The organism is Eupransor demetentiae (assembly GCF_963930865.1).
Lineage (GTDB): Bacteria > Bacillota > Bacilli > Lactobacillales > Lactobacillaceae > Eupransor > Eupransor demetentiae.
This window is the reverse complement of sequence record NZ_CAWVOH010000001.1, coordinates 326,297-346,630: the sequence shown is the minus strand read 5'-3', so window position 1 is coordinate 346,630 and position 20,334 is coordinate 326,297. Positions and strand designations below refer to the sequence as shown.

The window sequence follows — 20,334 nt, the reverse complement described above, 5'->3', positions numbered from 1 at the left end:
AGCCCTTAACGGGCTTTTTTATTTGTCAAAAAAATGATCACGGCTATGATTAACGTTTTGCTTGGTGGCCTTGGAACCGTTCCAGAACGGTACAAGCACCCGACCACGCATGTATTTCTTTTGGACGTAGCCAAAGTAGCGGCTGTCGGTCGCAACACTACGATGGTCGCCTAGAACAAAGTACGAATTGGCTGGTACCACTGTCGTTTTTTGACTGGTTTTATTCCAGCTTGAGGATTTCGACAAGGAGCTCAAATCCCATGGATCGCCGAAAGCAGCTTCGGTCCCTTTATATGCTTCTTCCTCATTCAGGTAAGGCTGAGCTACCGCTTTGTCATTGACGAAGAGCTTGCCTTTATCAAAGCGAATCTTATCGCCAGGCAGTCCAATCACGCGTTTGACGTAGTACTTTTGCCCTTGATTATCTGGATCGACCTTGGGCGCATCAAAAATGACGACGTCCCCGCGTTTAATTTTGGCTTGACGTTGGATAAAGACGTAATCGTTATTTTGTAAAGTCGGCTCCATCGAGCTACCCACCACACGGCTACCCGTGAAAAGAAAGGTGTGAATCGCCCAGCCAATCAGAACGGCCAAAAGAATGGTCGGGACGAATTCTTTTAGATAGTAGGCGGTCAAGCGGCTCCAATTTGATAATTGTTTCATCATTTTCCCCAAAGAAAAAGCAATTCAACTTGAATTGCTTTACTTGTTTATTACTTGTTGGCAGAAGCGTATGCTTCAGAAATTGGCTTCGTTACCAAGTCATTCAATTCACCCAAAAGATTGTTCAAAATCTGTTCTGAGGCCATCAAGTTCTTAATCAAATCGTTGCTCTGGACCTTTTGTGCAACGGCATCCCATTCCTTTTCCTGGTCAGGAGCAGGCTTTTGCTGAGATTGCATCATCTTTTGCACCGTCATTTGGATCTCTTGGAATTGCTTGAACAAGTCCTTTGCTTCAGCATCGCCTTGAACGGCGTCAAAAGCCTTTTGCCAAGCTTCGTATTGTTCTGTTTGCTTCAAAACTTCTGCCATTTGATTGGCGTTATCGTAAATGTTTACTGTCATGATGAAAGCCTTTCTTTGCTTCTAAATTGTTTTAATTACCAAACCAACTTTTTACAGTATCCCATACTTTGTTAGCCCCATCAACCGTCTTATCGACGCCATCGTTGATGGCTTGCTGCGTATTGGCCATCCAGTCGTTATTAGAATTACTGTTGGAACTACCTGAATCGTTTGTCGTTTGGTTGGGATTCGTAACGCTAAAACTGTGCTCGCTCGTATTCGGGATAACCTGTCCCATCGAAGTCTTCACGTACCGTCCAATCGTTGACATCAAACCAATTGGCAAGGAAGCCGCACTATTTCCTTCAAGTCCCATCCAAGTGACCTGGACAACGTCACGCGTGTAGGCAACGGCCCATGAATCCTTGGAAGAGTTGGCGTTATTCGGATCGTTAGGGTTTTCGGTCGTACCGGTCTTACCCGCAATCGTGTAACCACTTGGTGCGGCCCCTGCTCCGGTTCCATTGGTGTAGGTTCCCAGCATCATCCGCGTCAAGTTGTTGGCTACCTTCTCCGATACAACCTTCTTTTGGTCATACTTTGGCTGGCTAACCACAACGTGGCCAGAAGCATCTACAATCTTGGTAATGTAGTGAGCCTGACTCATTGTTCCATCGTTGGCAAAGGCCGTGTAGGCCTGTGCCATTTGCTGAGGGGAAACCCCTTTATCCATTCCACCCAAGGCCAAGGACAAACTCTTGTCGTTCTTTGTAACTGGCAAACCAAAGTTTTTAGCACTCTGGAAACCAGTGTTAACGCCTAGCTTGTTTAGCAAGTAAACTGCTGGAATGTTGTAAGAATGCTCCAAGGCCTGGTACATGGTGACATCACCAGTCTGAACGTTCAAGGCGTTATTCGGTGAGTAACCGTTGGTTCCAAAGGTCAAAGTGTGGTTGGGCAACTTCGAATTAATGGTGTAACCGGCTGTCAAAGCAGGAGCATAAACCACGATTGGCTTGATGATTGAACCTGGCTGCAAGTTTGACTGGTTTGCTCGGTTGTAACCACGGAAAATGTGCTGATCTTCTCGACCACCAATTACGGCTCGTACCCCTCCAGTTTTGGCATTCAAAAGAATTGAGGCAGCTTGTGCTGAGTTTTGATTACCGAAGAGATTGTTGTTCTTAAAGTCGTTTTGAAGATTGGTCTGATCCGTCTGGTTCAAGGTCGTGTAGATCTTGTAACCCTGATTCATGATGTCCTTTTCGGAAATACCGTACTTGTTAACGGCTTCCGCAATCACGGAATCAAAGAACCATGGATAGCGGTAGTTTTCACCACCCACGTAGTTATCGGTCAAAACAATTGGCGTTGCTTGGGCCTGTTGCATCTGGTCCTTGGTCAACTTCTTGTTTTGAGCCATGGTTTCCAAAACCAAATCACGGCGCTTCTTCGAGCGTTCCGGATGATCAATCGGATTAAAGCCGGATGGGTTCGTCAACATTCCCGCCAGGGTGGCCGCTTGAGCCGTTGTCAACTCGGAAGCGTGCACGCCAAAGTACTTCTCCGAGGCATCTTCAACCCCCCAAACACCATTACCAAACCAAGAATTGTTCAGGTACATGGTCAAAATATCATTTTTTGAATAATCCTGCTCGACCTGCATGGCCAAAAAAATTTCCTTAGCCTTACGCGAGAAGGTCTGCTGCTGGGTCAAGTAGGCGTTTTTAACCAACTGCTGGGTGATGGTCGAACCACCCCCGGAAATCACGTTAGAACCCGTCAATTTGTTCCGGACAAAGAGGTAAGCTGCTCGGGCCAGTCCACGAACGGAGAAACCGTGTTCATGGTAAAAATTACGATCTTCAATCGACAAAACGGCATCCCGCATGTTTTGTGAAATCGCATTATATTTGACGTAGGTCCCCTTTTGGGAATAAAGCTGCCCTGCCCACTGATCCTGGTTATCGTAGATATCCGTTGTCTGGGACAAGGTTGCTTCAAGCTTATGCACGTGCGACGTTTTTGCAATCGTAATCAAGTATGTCGAACTTAACAAGAAAATTGCCAAGAAAACAACAATCGCTAAACGACCCAACTGCCAACGGTCCCAGAAAGGTTTCATCCTTTGCCAAAGACCGGCTTGACGTCTTGCATTATTTTGAGTCATACCCGTATCCTTCCATCATCGACGAGCAGTGCTCCGTCAAATCAATTCAGTGCGAGATTACATTTCGGCCGGTGCCTTAACACCCAAAAGGGCCAATGATTCCGTCAAAACAACAGAAACCGCTGAAACCAAAGCCAAACGAGCATTTAGTTGATCGTCTTCAGTCAAAATCTTTGAGTTCGCGTAGTACTTATTGAAAGTACGGGCCAAGTTCAAAGCATACTTTGCGATAACGGATGGTTCACGCTTAGCCCAGGCACGACGGACAACTTCAGGGAAGTTATTCAAGTTTGAAATAATTTCCCAAGTAGCGGCATCGTCTAAGTTTAAGTCATCAAGATTGACGCCCTTACCCGCCTTACGCAAAATTGATTGCGCACGGGCATTCGTGTACTGGACGTATGGACCAGTATCGCCTTCGAAGCGAACCACTTCTTCCAAGTTGAAGTCGAAGTTGTTTGTCCGGTCATTCATCAAATCGTGGAAGACTACCGCACCAGCACCAACTTCTTCGGCAACTTCTTCCTTGTTCGCCAAATCAGGATTCTTTTCCTTAATTTGAGCTAAAGCCAATTCGTGGGCATCGTCCAAAACATCCTTAAGCAAGACCACATCACCCTTACGAGTTGACATCTTCTTACCGTTGAAGGTAATCAAACCAAAGGAAATGTGTTCGATGTCATCGGCCCATGGTTCGCCCATCAAGGACAAAACAGCCTTCAATTGAACAAAGTGTTCGCGCTGTTCGCCACCAACAACGTATAGCGACTTAACAAAGTCGTAGGTTTCCTTACGGTAAATTGCAGCCGCCAAGTCACGGGTCATGTAAAGCGTAGCACCATCGGAACGCTTAATCATGGCCGGCGTTAAGTTTTCATCAATCGATGACAAGTCAACGATTTCAGCACCCTGAGACTTCACCAAGAGTCCCTTTTGTGCTAATTGGTCAACCACGCCATCCATCTTGTCGTTGTAGAAGGCTTCACCATTAAAGGAATCAAAATCAATGCCCAAACGGTCGTAGATTTCCGTGAATTCCTTCAAAGATTCCTTACGGAACCATGACCACAATTCATGGGCTTCAGGGTCGCCGTCTTCAAGCTTCTTAAACCAAGCACGTCCTTCGTCGTTTAGACTCTCGTCTTCCTTCGCCTTTTCGTGGAATTCGACGTAGTACTTCAACAAAGTGGCAATTGGGTCGGCCTTAACTTCGTCTTCTGAACCCCAGGTCTTGTAGGCGTAAATCAACTTACCAAACTGAGTTCCCCAGTCACCCAAGTGGTTAATTTTAACTGGGTGATAACCGTTTTTAGCGGTGATGTTGGCCAATGAATTTCCAATTACCGTCGAACGCAAGTGTCCCATCGACATTGGCTTGGCAATGTTAGGTGAGGACATATCAATCGTCACGTTACGCATTTGACCGTCTTCGTTGGCCCCAAAGTCAGATTCTTCTGTCAAAATCTGGTGCAAAGTTGCCTTTGAAGTAGCCACTTTATCCAAGAAGAAGTTCACGTATGGGCCAGTAGCAACAACCTTTTCGAAGTTGGCTTGGTCAATGTTTTCCACAATTTCACTGGCAATCGCTTGAGGAGCCTTGTGCAAAGCCTTAGCGAGGAAAAAGGCTGGAAAGGCAATATCGCCCAAATCCGTGCTCTTTGGTGCTTCGAGCTTTTCTTCAATTTCATCACGATTTACATCAGGTAAAACCGCTGCCAAGGCAGCAACCACTGCTTGCTTATCCGTCATTATTTCATCCTTTAAAATCAAATCTTGTAACTATTATACTGCATCCGCTCAAGATAGAAAAAGGCAAGTCCCGCCCCTTAAATCCAAGAGACGAGCCTTGCCCGTGGTACCACTCTCATAGTCTTACGACCACTCATCTATTCAAATAGCAGATTGAATACGCGCCATCTTGGGCTAAAGGCTCACCTTCCAACAACGTGAACTTGCTGATCATTAACCGTTCAAGACTTCCTTATTCTTCTGTTTCTTCAGGCTTTTCTGGCTTAGGTGCCGCCTGAATGACCTCAACGTCGTCCATGCGCACAACGCCGCGGTGATTCATTTCATTGACCGCTGCTTGATCAGCAGGATCATTCTCGGTAATTTCAACCAAAAGGGCGTTCTCGTAAACCTTCTCCACCTTGCCAGTGAAGGGCTTATCCAAGTTGCCATAAGGGGGAGCTAGTAGAATATCCCCTACGTTATATTTTGAAGCCTTTTCTTCAGAACCTTTACTCATTACAGGGCCTCCATATACTTTAATTAACGCTTTATTTTAACACAAAACCGGTCTAGGACGGAAATAAAGCCGCTACGGCTTCCAAAATCTGCTGGGCAATTTCCGACTTATCTGCTTTGGCAAGAACCTGCCTAGAACCATCCGCTTTGATCAGCGTCACGGCGTTTTCGTTACTATTAAAACCAATGTCGGCCTGGCTAACATCGTTGGCAACAACCATGGCCAGGTGCTTCTTTTCTAGTTTGGCCTGGGCATTTGCCAACAAATTTTGCGTTTCAGCGGCAAAACCAATAATTAATTGATTGGCGCTTTGCTTCTCCCCGGCTGTTGCTAAAATATCAGGGTTTTGAACCAGCTTTAGTTCAAGGGGCGCATCCCCCTTTTTCTTAATCTTGTGTTTCGCATTTTCGGCTGGACGAAAATCCGAAACGGCCGCCGAAGCAAAGAAAACATCGGCCCAGTCCAAATTGGCCATGACCGCGGCATACATTTCTTGGGTTGAAGCCACAGAAATGACTTCGACACCGTATGGTGCTGGGCGGTCGACGGCCGTAATTAATCTAACTTCAGCGCCCTGATCTAGGGCCTGCTGTGCCAAGGCATAGCCCATTTTACCGGAAGAACGGTTGGTTAAGTAGCGAACTGGATCAAGTGCTTCTCGAGTTCCACCCGCCGTAATTAAGACCTTTTTCTTTTGCCAAGGACTGGGCTGTCGAGCCTGCAAGCGTTGTGCCGCTTGTTCCAAAATCTCTTCTGGCTCCGGCAAACGTCCTTTAGCTTGGTAGCCTTCTGCTAAAAAACCGGTTGCTGGTTCGATTAGCAGATGGCCATCTTCTTGCAAACGCTCAACATTGCGCTGTGTGGCAGGATTCAACCACATGGCATCATTCATGGCCGGTGCAATGACCATATCTGCTGGACTTGCGAGAATAGTTGTTGAAACCACTTCATCAGCAATTCCATTAGCCAGCTTAGCCATCAAATTAGCTGTGGCCGGCACGACCATAATAATATCCGGCCACTGGGCCCAATCAATGTGACTGACCTCAGGACCCTCTTGCGCCAAGATTGCATCCGTTAAAACTTCATGTTGAGACAAAACCGCCATCGTTTTAACCGTGATAAAATCCTGAGCCGCATGCGTCATAGCAACTCGAACCTGAGCACCGGCTCTTATCAATGACCGTACTAAAATCGCTGCCTTATAGGCGGCGATTCCACCTGAGACAGCGACTAGAACTTTTTTATTTTTATAAAAGTTATTCATGGGTGTGATTATATCACTTGATTCCCTTTTCAAGCAATTTACCGGCAACTGGAAGCTGGCCCAAGTTGCTAATCTTATCACCGTCGACAATCACCAAATTGGTGTCGGAGTTGGCCAAAGAAGTAAAGGCATCAATTGATTAGTTTTGGAAGTACTTGTCGTCAACTTCAGCCAAACCAGCCTGCACCTTATCAATACGGTAACGTTCGGCATCCGCACGTGTTTGGGTGGCAGTGGCCTGGGCCGTCGCCGTGGCAATCAAAGCATCGTTGTTTGCCTTGGTCGTCAACTCGATTGAACGAGCCTCACCTTCCGCCTTGGCAATCACGGCAACACGTTCACGGTCAGCCGTCAACTGCTTATCCATGGCTTCCTGAATGGCTTGTGAAGGCTTTAATTCATCAATGTTAATTCGGTCAACATTGATCCCGTAGGTGTTGGTCAAATCACCGATGGCAAGGGCCAAATCCTTGTTGATCTTGGTCGTTGAACCCAAAGCTTCGTTCAATTCCATACGACCAATGATGTCACGCAAGTGACCACGCACCAACTGTGACATGGATTCAACTGAATCCGTGTTTTCATAGGAGTACTTAACAGCATCCGTCACGTGGTAGTTCAAGGTCACTGTGGCCTTGATATCGGCGTTATCGGCAGTAATAACCGAATAAGAAGGTAAACGCAATGGCCGCATGGCCAAAGAGACACGGCGAATGTGTTGAACCAATGGCAAGCAGAAGTTCAAACCGGCGTTACGCGTTGAACTATACTTTCCCAAAGTTTCTACCAAACCAACGTTATTTTGCGGGATAATGCGAACCCCTAACAAAATCAAAACAATGATTACAAATGCAATCACACCAACTACTATCATGCTTTCTTCTCCTCCTGTAAGGGACAAACGGTCAAAACGTTTCCATCAACTTCAATCACCACGTATTGCCCAGCTGGGTCAATTGTGTCGCCATCTTTTAACTGATAGCGGTAGAAAATTCCAGCAAGCTCAACCAGATGGCTCCCCGAGTCAAAATAACGACCCGAAACCACACGCCCCAGAAAATGCCGCGTTTCAAAGGAGCCGCTCTCAGCAATACTTTCCCCTAACAAATGATTAAGGTAATTGTTGAGCGAGCGGCCCTCATCCTTGGCACGCTGCACTAAAGCAGCGTGCAATTCACTACTAACGCGTAAAGCGATGTGCCCTGACTTATTCTCTTGTGACTGATTATTTTCTTGCATGCACTTATAATAGCACACTATGAGTCATTTTGATATCAAGTTAATATCATTTTTCAGAAAATAAAAAAGCAATCGAATTAATCGAATTGCTTTTTAACAGCTTTCACAACGGCATAATCGCCAATATAAGGCACGTCCTGACCGTCAATCTTCTGGTAGGGATCTTCACCCTTTCCGGCAACCACCACGATGTCTTCGGGGCCTGCGGCTTTGACCGCCTCATGAATGGCCTCAATCCGATCCTGCACGTAGTGGACAGGCAATTTATCGTTTTGGATATGAGCTTCAATTTCCTTGGCGATGACAGCCGGATCTTCAAATTGAGGATCATCCGAGGTTAGGAAAACTTCATCCGCCAACTGACCTAGAACTTTACCAAAGTCAGCGCGGCGAGAAACCCCCTTATTCCCAGGAGCACCAAGAACAACGATGACCCGGCCCTGCGGATACTGTCCCTGAGCAAAAGTGAGCAGCGCTTTAAGAGAAGCGTAGTTGTGGGCATAGTCGACAAAGGCCACTCCGTGCTGCTTAATTGGCATTGAGAGCATGCGACCAGGAATCACAACCTGATCGAGGCCCTTGACCATGTCGGCGTGTTTAGCACCGGCCAAAGCCGTCATAATCAAGGCGGCCATGGCGTTGGACTCATTAAAATCACCGGGTACGTTCAAACGGTAATCCCCGACCATTTCAGGCAATTCACAGTCATTAACGCGGAAGCGACTTTCGTGAACGGCGGATTCTTCAGATTCGTAGGTAAAGTCTCCACCCTTACCATAGGTATAAACCTTGTCGTGGTGCGCGCGGGCATGCGCCATGATTTCAGTAAGGTGGTCACTTTCAGCGTTGACCACCACTTTTTCCGAATTATCAAAGAGCATCAACTTATGAGCCAGGTAATCTTCAAAGGTTGGGTGTTCGTTGGGCCCAATGTGATCAGGTGAAATGTTCAGGAAGGCCCCCACCTGGAAATGCAAGCCATAAACACGGTTAAGCAAGTAAGCCTGGGAAGAAACTTCCATCATCAAATGGGTCATTCCGTTATCAACAGCCTTGCGCATGTCTTTGTAAAGTTCGTAGGATTCCGGCGTGGTCAAATCAGACTTATGGCGGTCTTCAGGCTTGGGACCAGTAATCCGATCCGCCGTTGAAAAGAGCGCCGTGTGGTTGTCCGTGGCAGACTTTAAAATTTGATAGGCAAAGTAGGCCGCCGTCGTCTTCCCCTTGGTTCCAGTAATGGCCCCAATCCAAAGTTGCTTTTGTGGGTAATCGAAAAAGGCCATCGACAAAACCGCTAAGGCCTTCTGACTGTTTTTAACCAACCATTGGGGCAAGTCGACCGGCATTTTTTCAGCAGTGACAAGAGCGGCGATGCCTGGTGCATTCTTCAAGTATTCCGGCTTAAAAGCACCCTTAATCACGAAAAGCGTGTTGGCTTTAACCTGGCGCGTGTCGTAGTGTAGAAAGTCAAAAGAAGCAGAAGGTTCCAAGTCTGGTTGAGCAACGAGGAGTCCTGCTTCTTCAAGTAATTGATTAATTTTTGCAACTGTTAGTTTCATACTTTTATTATAGCAAATTATGCCAGTTCAAGGGCTTCAGCATGTTGAGCAAGCAGCTCGCGAACTTCCGCCGTCGAATGCGTATCCATCAGCGCCTGTCGCAACTGGGCTGCATGTGGAAAGCCACGCAAATAAATCTTGAAATAACGCTTCAAGGCTTCGAAGTGCTTTGGTAGTTTGGCGGTATTAACCTCGTCAAAAAGATCCAACTGCAGCTTCAATAGTTGGATTGAATCCTGCAAGCTGTGCGTACTTTCCGTTTGGTTAAAGGCGTAGGGGTCTTCCAGAACGCCGCGACCAATCATAATGCCGTCAACTCCCGGATGTTCATGGTAGAGTTCCATGCCATGCTCAAAATTCTTGATGTCGCCATTCAGCTGCAAAAGCGTATTCGGTGCTAGCTCATCGCGCATGGCAATGATTTCGTCAATGTATTCGTAGTGGGCTGGAACCTTTGACATTTCCTTACGAGAACGCAAGTGAATGGTTAAGACCTCGACCTGTTCTTTAAAAATAATAGGTAGCCAGTCACGGAATTCTTCTGGTTTATAAAAACCCAGTCGGGTTTTAACGGAAACGGGCAAGCCAGCCTTCTTAGTTGCCCGAATTAAAGCAACAGCTGTGTCTGGATGGCGAATCAAATCCGATCCAGCCGAATTCTTCACGACGGTGCCATCAGGACAACCCATATTTAAATCAACGGCTTGATAACCCATGTCAGGCAGTAATTTAGCAGCCCCTTCAAGTTCTTCAGGCTTGGAACCCCAAAGCTGGGCAATTGGCTGCTGTTCGCCAGGTGCAACCGCCAGCCGACCTTGGACGGAAAATTTGGCCTTCGGATGAACCATGGAAGCTGCATTCGTGAATTCCGTGTAGTAAACATCGGGTCCACCCGCCTTAGCGACAACCCGGCGAAAAACCGTATCAGTAACGGCTTCCATCGGCGCCATCGAAAAGAAAGGTCGCTTTTGGGACGAATTATTGGCAACCTTTGCCAAAACATCACGCCAATATTGACTTTGCGCTTGAACCATATCCGTTCTCCTTTACAAACACGAAATGTAACCAGAGTATTTTAGCACTAAATCAGTCTTTACTCAAAAAGTCCTTGAGCTCGCTCAGTGCCCGCGAGCGCTGATGATAGGCAACCACTTCATCTGGCGACATTTCAGACAAAGTTTTACCATTTTCCGCTTCGACAATGTCATCCATGCCACCTAGAAAATCACCACCACGAATATTTTCGCTGATTCGGACCCCACCACGGCCGTGGAATAGGCCTTCTTGTCCGTCAGGACCTAGATAGGCCAAACTCGTCAACAAATAGGCTGCACGCTCCTTGCCCTTTAGAATCGAGAGCAAGTATTCATTTTCTGCGGGTTGCCCCTTAGCCCCTGCCGCCTTTAAATCACGACTGGTCGTCACCCCAAAACGGTCAGGGAAAGCCGCCAAGTACAAGCCACTATCATCAGCAATCACCGCTTCTTCAGGCAAATACTGGTGAATAAAACGGGCCTTGGTCAGCGCATTTTGGTCCTGAGAATCACGACTCTCGGCCGGAAAGTCCAAGCACTCACCCAAAACATCTTGATAATTGACAATGTCAAAGCCTAGGTGTTGAGCCAACTTAGCCAATTCTTCGGTTTTGTGACGATTATTGGATGCTAATATTAAACGCATAATCTTACCTCGTTTGCTTATTATACGAAAAAAAGCAGATAAAAATCTGCTTTAAAGGTTCAAATTCGACATTAATTTCACTTTCGTCACTTCACCAGAATAAACGGTTCGATCATCCCCAGCAGTCGTTTTCAAGAGCAAGGCCCCCTGGTCGTCGATGCCTGTGACAGTTCCTTCGACAAGCTCGGTTCCAATTTGAACGGTTACTTGCTGTCCAATCAAGGCCGAGTGCTGACGGTAAAAGGCCATGTAGCGACCATCTTGGTAGTGCTCGTACATCTCGATTAAAGCATCTAGTAAGTAGGCGGTCAGCAAGTTATAGTCCAAACTTTCATCGCGTTCATCAAGGATTGTCCCCGCCTTTTGGCTAATTTCCTCCGGAAAGTTGCTAGGCTGAATATTCAAAGCAAAACCAAGTATCAGTGCCGAGTAGGTCTGACTTTCCAAATCCATCACGGCTTCGGTGATGATGCCTCCAATTTTATGCTGTTTAAGCAAGAAATCATTAACCCATTTCAACTGAAATTCTTTATCTGGGAAAAAGCTCTCCAAAACACCAACGATTGCGGCAGCCGCACTCGTGGTCAACAAACCCGCCTCAATCCGACTTTCCTGAACCGGTAAAATCAGAGAAATATACAGACCATTGCCTTCCGGGGAATAGAAGTGCCGGCCACGACGCCCATAACCCGCCGTTTGACTGGCTGTGACGACCGCAAGCGGTTCTTCAATTTTGTGCTGGCTAATGTAATCCTTAGCGTAGATCTGGGTTGAATCAATCTGATCAAAAACAATTGTCCGACAGACATCCTGCTCGGGCAAATATTTTTCGATAACCGCTGCGTTAAGCTTCGCTGTTCTCAAATAGCAATAGCCACTCTTTTTCTTACTAACAATCTCGTGGCCTTCACGGCGCAACTGCTGAATGGCCTTCCAAATGCTTTCCCGACTCAAACCCAGCTCACCAGCAATAAAGTCACCAGAAATATAGCGCCCAGGATTATTCAAAAATTCAGTTAAAACGGCATCCTTTGTCGTTTGCGTCATATTGACTCCTTAATTTTTTTGCCACCAAGATAGGCGTGAAATTGCTGCAGCAAGGACAACGGCGACAAAGGCCTTGACCAAGTCTCCGGGGGTAAACATCACTAAGTTTGTCCAAAGGGCAGTCATAAATGGTGTCTTGACCGTCAGATGTAACCAAAGCACCCCAAAACCATAACACAAAATCATGTTGGCCAGCCAAATTGAAAAAAAGTTCAGCAAGAAAGACCAATGTCCCAGCAAAGGTCGCAAGAAATTTTGTAAGAGGACGTAGCCCGCTGGCATTAAAAGATAACCCAGTAGATAACCAGCCGATGGACCGATTAAGACGGCAAAACCACCACGACCGCCGGCAAGAACGGGCAAGCCCAGCAAAACCATCACGAGCAAAGTCGCGATTACCAGCGTTCCCCTTTTAGCCCCCAACAAAATGGCAACCAACATAATACCTAAGTTCTGAACCACAATCGGCACTGGTATTGGGCCCAAAGGAATTCCAGGAATGACCGCCAAGACAATCAAAAGGGCCAGGAAAACGGCAGAAACCGTCAAATCTTGTAACTTCGTATTTTTCATCATTTCTTCTCCATTGTTTCTTTACCCTTTTACTATAAATTATTAGTAAACCAAATTCAATATAAAAGGTTACTTAAAACAATAAAAATAAAAAGCACACCGCTCGGCGTGCTTTTACGACTTTTCCTTAATGGTGAATTGGTGACGATTACTGTTATTATTCGTCGTCTTCTTATGATTCGATCGGCGATGACGATTTTTATTAGCAGGACTGGCAGGCTTATGCTGTTCGTGCGCCTTGCTGGCGGTCTGCTCCTTGTCTTTGCCCGGATGATTGCTTGCGGGACGCCGGCGGCGATGGTGACGGTTCTTATGAACCGGCCGTTCACGCGGCGTCAGATTCTCCAAAATGAAGTAAGGAGCCCCGAAGTTCACGTATTCATAGAGATAATCCTCAAAGGTAAAAATCTTACTATCCGTCGCAACCGCCTGGCGATCATCTTTGTAAAAGCCCTTTAGACGTAATTGGTCGGCGGAGATGTCACCAACAATATAGTCATAATAAGACAGCAAAGGCGTATAACGAATCGCCAGTTTGGCAGGATCAAAGGCCTCTTTAAAATTGGTCTTCAAAACAAGGTCCAGATTGTCAATCGAGACCTTATCGCCCAAGTAACCAACCAAATAGTCCTTCTGGCGTTCTTCTTGCTGTGCAATTGTCCGTTCTTTTAACGATTCGTGATCCATAGTAATCCTTAAAATCTAATCTTTTTTACGGTAATAATCAGCCATCAACTCCCGCAACAAAGTGCCTAAGTGAAATTCGGCTTTTGCGTCATCTAGCACCGGGAAGTACTTAATCCAGCGATAGTGGTCCAAGGTTGCCAGGCGGTAGTCCTGATCATCTTGAACTGCTTCTCCATTATACAAAATCTGGCCATCCGCCGTTTGGTCAATTCCCCGAAAGACAATTCGGCCAAATTCCTTCCCACGAAAACCAGATCCCTTTAGGGACAAATTCAAAAGCTCCTTAGCGCTGTCTTGCACCTCATGCACAAGCTCCTTCAACTCCCTGCCCGACAAGGTCACCAACATGGGGTTAACCGCGTGAGGCATGTCAGCAATTAAATCCGCGGCGTTAAGTGGTCCAGCTGACAAAGGTGTCAAAAACATTCCCGTAGAAACCATTGCTGCCGGAACATCGCAATAGTCGGTCAAAGCCTGCAAGGCGTCTTGGGCTTGATCTTCAACCGTGCGATCAACTGCCAAATTAGCGATATGTTCCTGCGCCAGTCGGCGCTGACCTTCTTTTAGCCAACCTTCAATCCGTTCGTTATCACCAGGTTCAACCGCCATTTGCTTCGTTGGATAGGCGTGAGCCCAAGCCTTTTCGACTTTCCCAGCATCGTTCAAGCTTAATTCCACCTTACCCACATGATCACCATAACGGCCAGCAGCTGCCAACATAGTGCCATTAGTCAGTTCCCCATCCGGTAAAACATGGTGCGTATGAGCCCCAATAATCAAGTCGAGATCATATTTTTCAGCTAAACGCTTATCCGTTGGTAAACCAAGGTGGGACAAAAGGACCACCACATCGGCCCTTTCATGTAAAAGCGGTAAATACTGATCAAGAACCGCATCAATTTCAAGCGGCTTCCAACCGACGGCTTCATAAGTAATGTGGTAAGGGGCCGTTAAACCAATCACGGCGATTTTATGGCCCCCTTCACTGGTATAGATCTGATAAGGTTGCGCCCAGTCAGGCACTTTTTCTGCGGGTAATTCTAACAAATTAGCCAGTAAAATCGGGAAATTAGCATGATCATACAAACGGTTCAAATCAGCATGGGGTAAAACCAAGCCCTCATTATTACCAATCGTCGCACCATCATAGTGGGCTTCGTCCATAATTTCAATATTGGCGCGCCCGCGCGTCACATCTGTCAAGGGGTGGTGGCGGTCGATGGCATCCCCAATGTCAAAAGCAAATAAGTGTTCATCCTGACGGCGTTCCTCTTGGAAAAAGCGCAGAATGCGGGGCCAGACTTCCAAATGCGAATGAATGTCATTTGTATGCAAAAATGTGATTTTTTCCACGGTAACCCCCTCTTCAAAAACAAAAAGTCCGACCGGAGTCGGATTTTATTTAGGCTTCAATCTTAATCAAGTTCTTATCGATGCCAGCCGTCAGGTTCTCATGCCCTTCTGGTGTGACCAGAACGTCATCTTCAATACGGACACCACCGAGGTCAGGCAAGTAAATTCCAGGTTCGATCGTTAGCAAGTTACCTGCCAAAACTTCTTCGCCATCGTTTGTCCGGAGTACCGGCCCTTCATGAATGTAAAGACCTGCTCCGTGTCCCGTAGCATGGTTGTAGTACTCACCATAGCCATGCTCACTGATGTAATCACGAGCAACACGATCGATTTCATCAGTTGAAACACCAGGCTTTACCATGGCAATGGCATCCTTATTAGCCTGCAAAACAATTTGATAAATCTCCTCAAGCTTTGGATCGATATCACCCATGGCAATTGTACGCGTAACGTCGGAAGTGTAACCGTCCACGTAGTAACCAAAGTCAATGGTGACCAAGTCACCCTTTTCAATCACTTTATCCGTCGCAGCGCCGTGTGGCAAGGCGGAGCGGTAACCAGAGGCAACAATGGTGTCAAAAGATGGCTTTTCAGCACCATACTTCTTTTGCAAACGGTCCAGTTCGTTGGCAACTTCTAATTCCGTTTGACCAACCTTAATAAAGTTCAACAGATCATTAAAGGCTTGTACTGAGGCATGTGCTGCACGGCGCAAAGCGTCCATTTCGACTTCATCCTTGACTTCACGCAAAGTTTCAATCGCGTCAGGAACTGCATCAAAGTCAATATCAGCTGGTAAAATTTCATCCAATAACTCAAAGTCACGATAGGCCATGCTAGCCTCAAAGCCAAGTTTGTGAACACCGGCCTTAATCAAGCTTTGCACAGCCTGACCAAAGTAATCGCGGGTTACTTCAAAAGCGACCCCATCCGGCAAGTTGTTTTGATAGATGCCACGGTAACGGTCATCGGTAATTAAGGCCGCCCCATCCTTGGTTACAATGACCAAGCCATCGCCAGTTCCACCAGTGAAACCAGTCAAATAGCGCATGTTATAGCCATCCGCGACCAAGAGGCCGTCCAAGTCTAACTTAGCCAACAAGGCCTGCAATCTTTTAATTCTTTTTTCATAATATGCCATAAAACACCTTAAGCCTTCCTATTTAGACCAATTGTAACACACTATTATGTACGAAAAAAAATCCAGCCGAAGCTGAATTTTCTTGATTCTTATACGAGCACTTTACGATCTTGCGCAGGTACTTCGACCTTCTTACCATCCGCAGACAAGTCCTTAAGATAGTTCACGAAGGCATCCGTATCAGCACCAGCAGAAGCAACAACTTCGGTTCCCTTAAAGGCATCGAAGTAGTCACCTCCACCCTGCAAGAATTCGTTGGCCACGACGTGATAAGTCTTATCGTCTTCAACAGCTTGGCCGTTGTCAGCGGTAATATCCTTTACAACGTAAGGTTGGTCAGCATTGTCTTGCTTGGTGTAAGTATACTTCAAACCAGCAATTTGCAATGGATACTTTTGGTCATGCAAATACTGTTCGTTCAAAGCTGCGCGAATTTGCTTTCCAGTCATGTTTACGACCTTCAAGACGTTCCCAAATGGCTGTACAGCTGAAGCTGCTGCCCAAGTGATGGAACCATCAGTTGGGTTAACTTCCAAATCAGAACGGAGGCTACCAGTGTTGGTCATGGCGAAGTCGACGTCAATGCCCTGCTTCTTGGTTTCGTACAACTGTCCGTCCGCAACTAGTTCCCCAACTTGGTTTTCCATTGTTGAGGTATTGTGCAAACGGCCGGTGATGGTTTCCTTGTTGGCCGCATAACCAATAATGGCATTGGCCTTTGGTGCGATGCGCTTATCCGCATCATCAACGATGGCCTGCAACTTAGCACTTGGCTTGGTTTCGGGATCGTCTTGTTCTGACAAGGTTGGATAAACATGGCTATCGACTTGGTCGAATTCGCCAGTGTCAGGGTTTACGTAAGCCCAAGTATCATCGTATGCCTTACCGGTATAAACGGCTTGAACAACACGAGTATGTCCGACCAATGCATTAGCGTATTGGTGAGAATGAGCAGCGACGTAAAGGCCAACCTTGTTGTCAGGATCGATTTGATAGAGCTTTTGCAAGATATCAACCGTTGGACCCGTCGTGGTTGTGGCTGGATCAGTCTTAACCCCGGTGTGGGCAACTACAACGATGGCGTTAACACCCTGATCACGCAAGATCTTGTCATACTTGGCAATCGTTTCAGCTTCATCCAAAACCTTGTAATCCTTGTAGTTGTTATAAACCGTCAAGGTTGGCAGAGTTGAAGTTTCCAAACCGATGAAACCAATCTTCGTTTCGCGACCATTTTGGCTAACCGTGCGGATTGTGTAAGGCTTGTATCCGTAAGGAATTTCACCGTTATCAGCACGCACAACGTTGGCCACAACCATGTCCAAGTCACTGTTTTCGTGCGGATAATTCTTGACCAAGTCATCAGCTGAATCATCCGGCTTGCCACCAGTCAAGATACGGTTAAACTCTGGCAAACCACGATCAAATTCATGATTTCCCAAAGTTGCCACATCAAAGCCCATCGCCTGTAGGGCATGCATCGTTGATTCATGTGCCAAAAGTGATGAGTTCGCTGGTGAAGCACCAACAGCATCGCCAGCCTCTACTCGAATCGTGTTATCCGAACCAGTCGTTTGCTTAAACTGATCCTGAGCTTGATCCAAGTAAGTTGCCAAACGAGCAACTGTACCAGCGTTCTGGTAAGTCTTAGTCCCCACCGTCACAGCATCCTGAGTTGATAAACCACCGTGCAAATCGTTAATCCCTAGGATTTGAACCGGAATATCATTCTGGTAAGCCACTGGAACCTGCTTAAAGTCAGGTTCCTCACTTGGCTTTCCGTATTGATCCTCCCCGTTAACGACTGCAACCGTTGGTTGGCTTGTGGTTCCTTCGTCCGCAAATGCAGAGCCGGTAAGACCAACAAGACCAAGGGCTGCCGTCGCTAAGAGTAAGCGCAGCGATTTAATCTTTCCCATTATTCTTTTCCTTTCCTCAGTTGCTTAATAGTATAGCATGATTATTCGAGCAAAAGACAAACATTAAAATTAGATTTTTACTAATAATTCGTTAAAATCGAACAATGCGCAAAAAAAAACAGCCGAAGCTGTTTCTAAAGAATTAGGCGTTTGCAGCCATCTTCTTGTATTCTTCACGTGTATAAACGGAAACCTGACGCTTGTCACGGCCCTTACGTTCGAACTTTACAACACCATCAGTGATAGCAAAAAGAGTATCATCGTTACCCTTCTTAACGTTAACACCTGGGTAGATGTGCGTTCCACGTTGGCGGTAAATGATTGATCCGGCAGTCAATGACTGACCATCAGCAACCTTAGTTCCCAAACGACGACCGGCTGAGTCACGACCGTTGGCAGAAGAACCACCACCCTTGTGGTGCGCGAACATTTGCAAGTTATCTTGATTCATCAACATAAGTCTATTTCTCCTTTACAAGTAATGATTACGCGATGGAATCAATCTTCACGCGTGTATATGGCTGGCGATGTCCCTGCTTAGTGTGAGAATGCTTCTTAGGACGGTACTTAAAAGTAACAACCTTCTTTTGCTTTCCCTGCTTTTCAACAGTTCCTTCTACCTTAGCACCTTCAACGAAAGGGGTTCCGATCTTTGAATCAGTCAAAACAACCTTGTCAAAAGTTACCTTTGCGCCTTCGGCTGCGTCCAACTTCTCAACGAAGATTACGTCGCCTTCAGTGACCTTGTATTGCTTGCCACCGGTTACAATAATTGCGTATGCCATTACTGGTTTCTCCTTATACTTAGACTCACCATCCCAGGCGGCCGAACACTGTGTCCAACACTCTTTTACCTGTTCTGAGTGGTTGTAGCTACGCTAACAACTCTTGTATTTTATCAGTTATTTGGGATTTATTCAAGCTGGTGCCGTGAAATCAAAGAGATTCAACCCTGTCTGACCACTAGCCGACATGTTAACACGCCAAATTTCAGAGAATTCGGATAATAACTCGTCCTGGCTCATGTCCATGCCATCACTTAGCCACTTAGCCATCCCGGCCCAGAAGCCGGCCATAATCACTTCCCACTGGTAAGCAAGATGACGCTTCAACTGACTATCCGTTAACTGGCTGAGCTCCTTGTTCAAACGGCCGCGCAGCTCCTGCATTAATTCCTTGGTAAAATCTTGGTCGACAGCTTCATTTAAGACGACGTTGTAGAAGACTGCCTGTTCCGAAATCACACCGATTACAGCCGCAACATTAAACTGTTCCGGGCTGCAATCGAGAATTTCGTGGATCAAGGTCTGATTAATATCGCGAATTAAGTCAGCCTTGTTGTGATAGTGCCGGTAAAAGGTACCACGAGTAATTTGAACTTTCTCTAATAAGTTGGCAATCGAGAAATCACTCTTTTGAGTAATTAGCTCCATCCCCGCTTTACGTAACATCTGCTTGGTTCGTACGACCCGAGCATCATTTTCATTTCTCGTCATAACATCCCCCTGTTATGTCTCGCTCTCACGTATTGACAAGTATAACAAAACAGCGTTATTAGTAAACAAATATAGCATAAATGGTCACTATCTGGCATAAATGACGGATTTTGTAACATAACGGACAGTTATTTGAAGATTTTTTTCGAGTGAAAGTCTCAGAAATTTTGCTTTTGCTTTTTTACTTCACGAGCCCATGGGGAGAAAAATAGTCCAATCACATCGTTACCTAGATAAAGAATATAAGTGGCAAACAAGACCCAGTTAGTGTCCCCTGCCAAAGCAGTTTTACCCCAAAGGAAAACTGAAATCAAGCCGCTCAAGGTCCACATCCAGTACTGGGACTTGTACTTAGCAACGGTCAAAACGGCTCCAGTAATGCCAATCGTTGCTGTTAATGGGTCCAAAATATGACGTGGGGAAATGAAAATCATGTTATCCATGATGTACATCGCTGTAAAAGCAATGACAAAGGCGATGCCCATCAAGAACCAACCACGCTTGTCCATGGCCCGAATCTTGCGGTTTTGCCAAGCATCCCCAAAGAGCATGAAGTTCAAATCCAGGGTAATCAGATAGGTCATCTGCATCACGATTTCGGCATAGTTCTTCGCATTTAAGGCCACAATTGAAATAAAGATGGCTGAAACAAAACCAAGTAAACCATTAATCTTCTTATTACTCGTAATGGCTAAAGTACAAGTGAAACCAATGGCGCCCCCAAGCATGGACATCATCGTCAAAGAATTGATGCCATGCATTAATCCAGTCGCAACAATAATGACTAGACCAATCAACCACCAAACGTAGGTGTGCGTGTCCCAACCAGAAAAACCTTCCTTATAATATTGCCAAGTGAATACCTGACGAATGTTGTGGCGAATGGCTGGCCATGAATATGGATTTTGTGTATCTTCGATCATTTATAATACTTTCCCTTCTTTT

20 protein-coding genes, 1 pseudogene and 1 other annotated feature are annotated in these 20,334 nt (G+C 46.2%); all 21 genes and pseudogenes read right to left on the bottom strand.

Annotated features, from left to right (window positions below; translation table 11 throughout):
• Positions 1-18: 18 nt before the first annotated feature.
• Positions 19-666 (bottom strand): signal peptidase I, encoded by a 648-nt coding sequence (lepB, locus tag ABSY64_RS01730; protein ID WP_349641337.1) that lies wholly within the window; start codon positions 664-666, stop codon positions 19-21.
• Between the two features lie 50 nt (positions 667-716).
• Entirely contained in the window at positions 717-1,070 is a 354-nt protein-coding gene (locus ABSY64_RS01725) for a YlbF family regulator (RefSeq protein WP_349641336.1), read from the bottom strand.
• Positions 1,071-1,101: 31 nt separating this feature from the next.
• The gene (locus ABSY64_RS01720; RefSeq protein WP_349641335.1) at positions 1,102-3,180 is read right to left on the bottom strand and encodes a PBP1A family penicillin-binding protein; all 2,079 of its coding nucleotides are present in this window, start codon (positions 3,178-3,180) and stop codon (positions 1,102-1,104) included.
• Positions 3,181-3,237: 57 nt separating this feature from the next.
• Positions 3,238-4,929, bottom strand: coding sequence for an arginine--tRNA ligase (gene argS, locus ABSY64_RS01715; protein ID WP_349641334.1), 1,692 nt, complete (start codon positions 4,927-4,929; stop codon positions 3,238-3,240).
• 232 nt (positions 4,930-5,161) lie between these two features.
• Positions 5,162-5,428 carry a hypothetical protein gene (locus tag ABSY64_RS01710; RefSeq protein WP_349641333.1) on the bottom strand — a complete coding sequence of 89 codons (267 nt, stop codon included), beginning with the start codon at positions 5,426-5,428 and terminating at the stop codon, positions 5,162-5,164.
• Between the two features lie 52 nt (positions 5,429-5,480).
• A complete protein-coding gene (gene coaBC / locus ABSY64_RS01705) occupies positions 5,481-6,695 on the bottom strand; it encodes a bifunctional phosphopantothenoylcysteine decarboxylase/phosphopantothenate--cysteine ligase CoaBC (RefSeq protein WP_349641332.1) in 1,215 nt (404 codons plus the stop codon).
• Positions 6,696-6,708: 13 nt separating this feature from the next.
• Positions 6,709-7,569, bottom strand: a pseudogene (locus ABSY64_RS01700) (SPFH domain-containing protein).
• Entirely contained in the window at positions 7,566-7,934 is a 369-nt protein-coding gene (locus ABSY64_RS01695) for a toxin-antitoxin system HicB family antitoxin (protein WP_349641331.1), read from the bottom strand. The pseudogene ABSY64_RS01700 and the gene ABSY64_RS01695 overlap by 4 nt, the downstream one beginning before the upstream one ends.
• A gap of 77 nt (positions 7,935-8,011) precedes the next feature.
• The gene (gene murE, locus ABSY64_RS01690) at positions 8,012-9,493 is read right to left on the bottom strand and encodes a UDP-N-acetylmuramyl-tripeptide synthetase (RefSeq protein WP_349641330.1); all 1,482 of its coding nucleotides are present in this window, start codon (positions 9,491-9,493) and stop codon (positions 8,012-8,014) included.
• A 17-nt stretch (positions 9,494-9,510) separates the two neighbouring features.
• The gene (locus tag ABSY64_RS01685; RefSeq protein WP_349641329.1) at positions 9,511-10,527 is read right to left on the bottom strand and encodes a tRNA dihydrouridine synthase; all 1,017 of its coding nucleotides are present in this window, start codon (positions 10,525-10,527) and stop codon (positions 9,511-9,513) included.
• A 52-nt stretch (positions 10,528-10,579) separates the two neighbouring features.
• Positions 10,580-11,173 (bottom strand): non-canonical purine NTP pyrophosphatase, encoded by a 594-nt coding sequence (locus ABSY64_RS01680; protein WP_349641328.1) that lies wholly within the window; start codon positions 11,171-11,173, stop codon positions 10,580-10,582.
• A gap of 51 nt (positions 11,174-11,224) precedes the next feature.
• On the bottom strand, positions 11,225-12,220 hold the full coding sequence (locus ABSY64_RS01675; RefSeq protein ID WP_349641327.1) for a biotin--[acetyl-CoA-carboxylase] ligase: 996 nt from the start codon (positions 12,218-12,220) through the stop codon (positions 11,225-11,227).
• Positions 12,221-12,229: 9 nt separating this feature from the next.
• Positions 12,230-12,796, bottom strand: a complete 567-nt coding sequence (locus tag ABSY64_RS01670) for a biotin transporter BioY (RefSeq protein ID WP_349641326.1) — start codon at positions 12,794-12,796, stop codon at positions 12,230-12,232.
• Positions 12,797-12,907: 111 nt separating this feature from the next.
• The gene (locus ABSY64_RS01665; RefSeq protein ID WP_349641325.1) at positions 12,908-13,480 is read right to left on the bottom strand and encodes a YutD family protein; all 573 of its coding nucleotides are present in this window, start codon (positions 13,478-13,480) and stop codon (positions 12,908-12,910) included.
• A 15-nt stretch (positions 13,481-13,495) separates the two neighbouring features.
• Entirely contained in the window at positions 13,496-14,833 is a 1,338-nt protein-coding gene (locus tag ABSY64_RS01660; protein WP_349641324.1) for a bifunctional metallophosphatase/5'-nucleotidase, read from the bottom strand.
• A gap of 49 nt (positions 14,834-14,882) precedes the next feature.
• A complete protein-coding gene (locus ABSY64_RS01655) occupies positions 14,883-15,974 on the bottom strand; it encodes an aminopeptidase P family protein (protein WP_349641323.1) in 1,092 nt (363 codons plus the stop codon).
• 89 nt (positions 15,975-16,063) lie between these two features.
• Positions 16,064-17,893: a bifunctional metallophosphatase/5'-nucleotidase gene (locus tag ABSY64_RS01650; protein ID WP_349641322.1), complete on the bottom strand. Its 1,830-nt coding sequence runs from the start codon at positions 17,891-17,893 to the stop codon at positions 16,064-16,066.
• Positions 17,894-18,035: 142 nt separating this feature from the next.
• A complete protein-coding gene (rpmA, locus tag ABSY64_RS01645) occupies positions 18,036-18,350 on the bottom strand; it encodes a 50S ribosomal protein L27 (RefSeq protein WP_349641321.1) in 315 nt (104 codons plus the stop codon).
• 28 nt (positions 18,351-18,378) lie between these two features.
• Positions 18,379-18,678 carry a 50S ribosomal protein L21 gene (gene rplU / locus ABSY64_RS01640; protein ID WP_349641320.1) on the bottom strand — a complete coding sequence of 100 codons (300 nt, stop codon included), beginning with the start codon at positions 18,676-18,678 and terminating at the stop codon, positions 18,379-18,381.
• An 11-nt stretch (positions 18,679-18,689) separates the two neighbouring features.
• Positions 18,690-18,772, bottom strand: a sequence feature (ribosomal protein L21 leader region).
• 38 nt (positions 18,773-18,810) lie between these two features.
• Positions 18,811-19,389 (bottom strand): TetR/AcrR family transcriptional regulator, encoded by a 579-nt coding sequence (locus ABSY64_RS01635; protein ID WP_349641319.1) that lies wholly within the window; start codon positions 19,387-19,389, stop codon positions 18,811-18,813.
• Between the two features lie 158 nt (positions 19,390-19,547).
• Entirely contained in the window at positions 19,548-20,312 is a 765-nt protein-coding gene (pnuC, locus tag ABSY64_RS01630) for a nicotinamide riboside transporter PnuC (protein ID WP_349641318.1), read from the bottom strand.
• Positions 20,313-20,334: the final 22 nt, after the last annotated feature.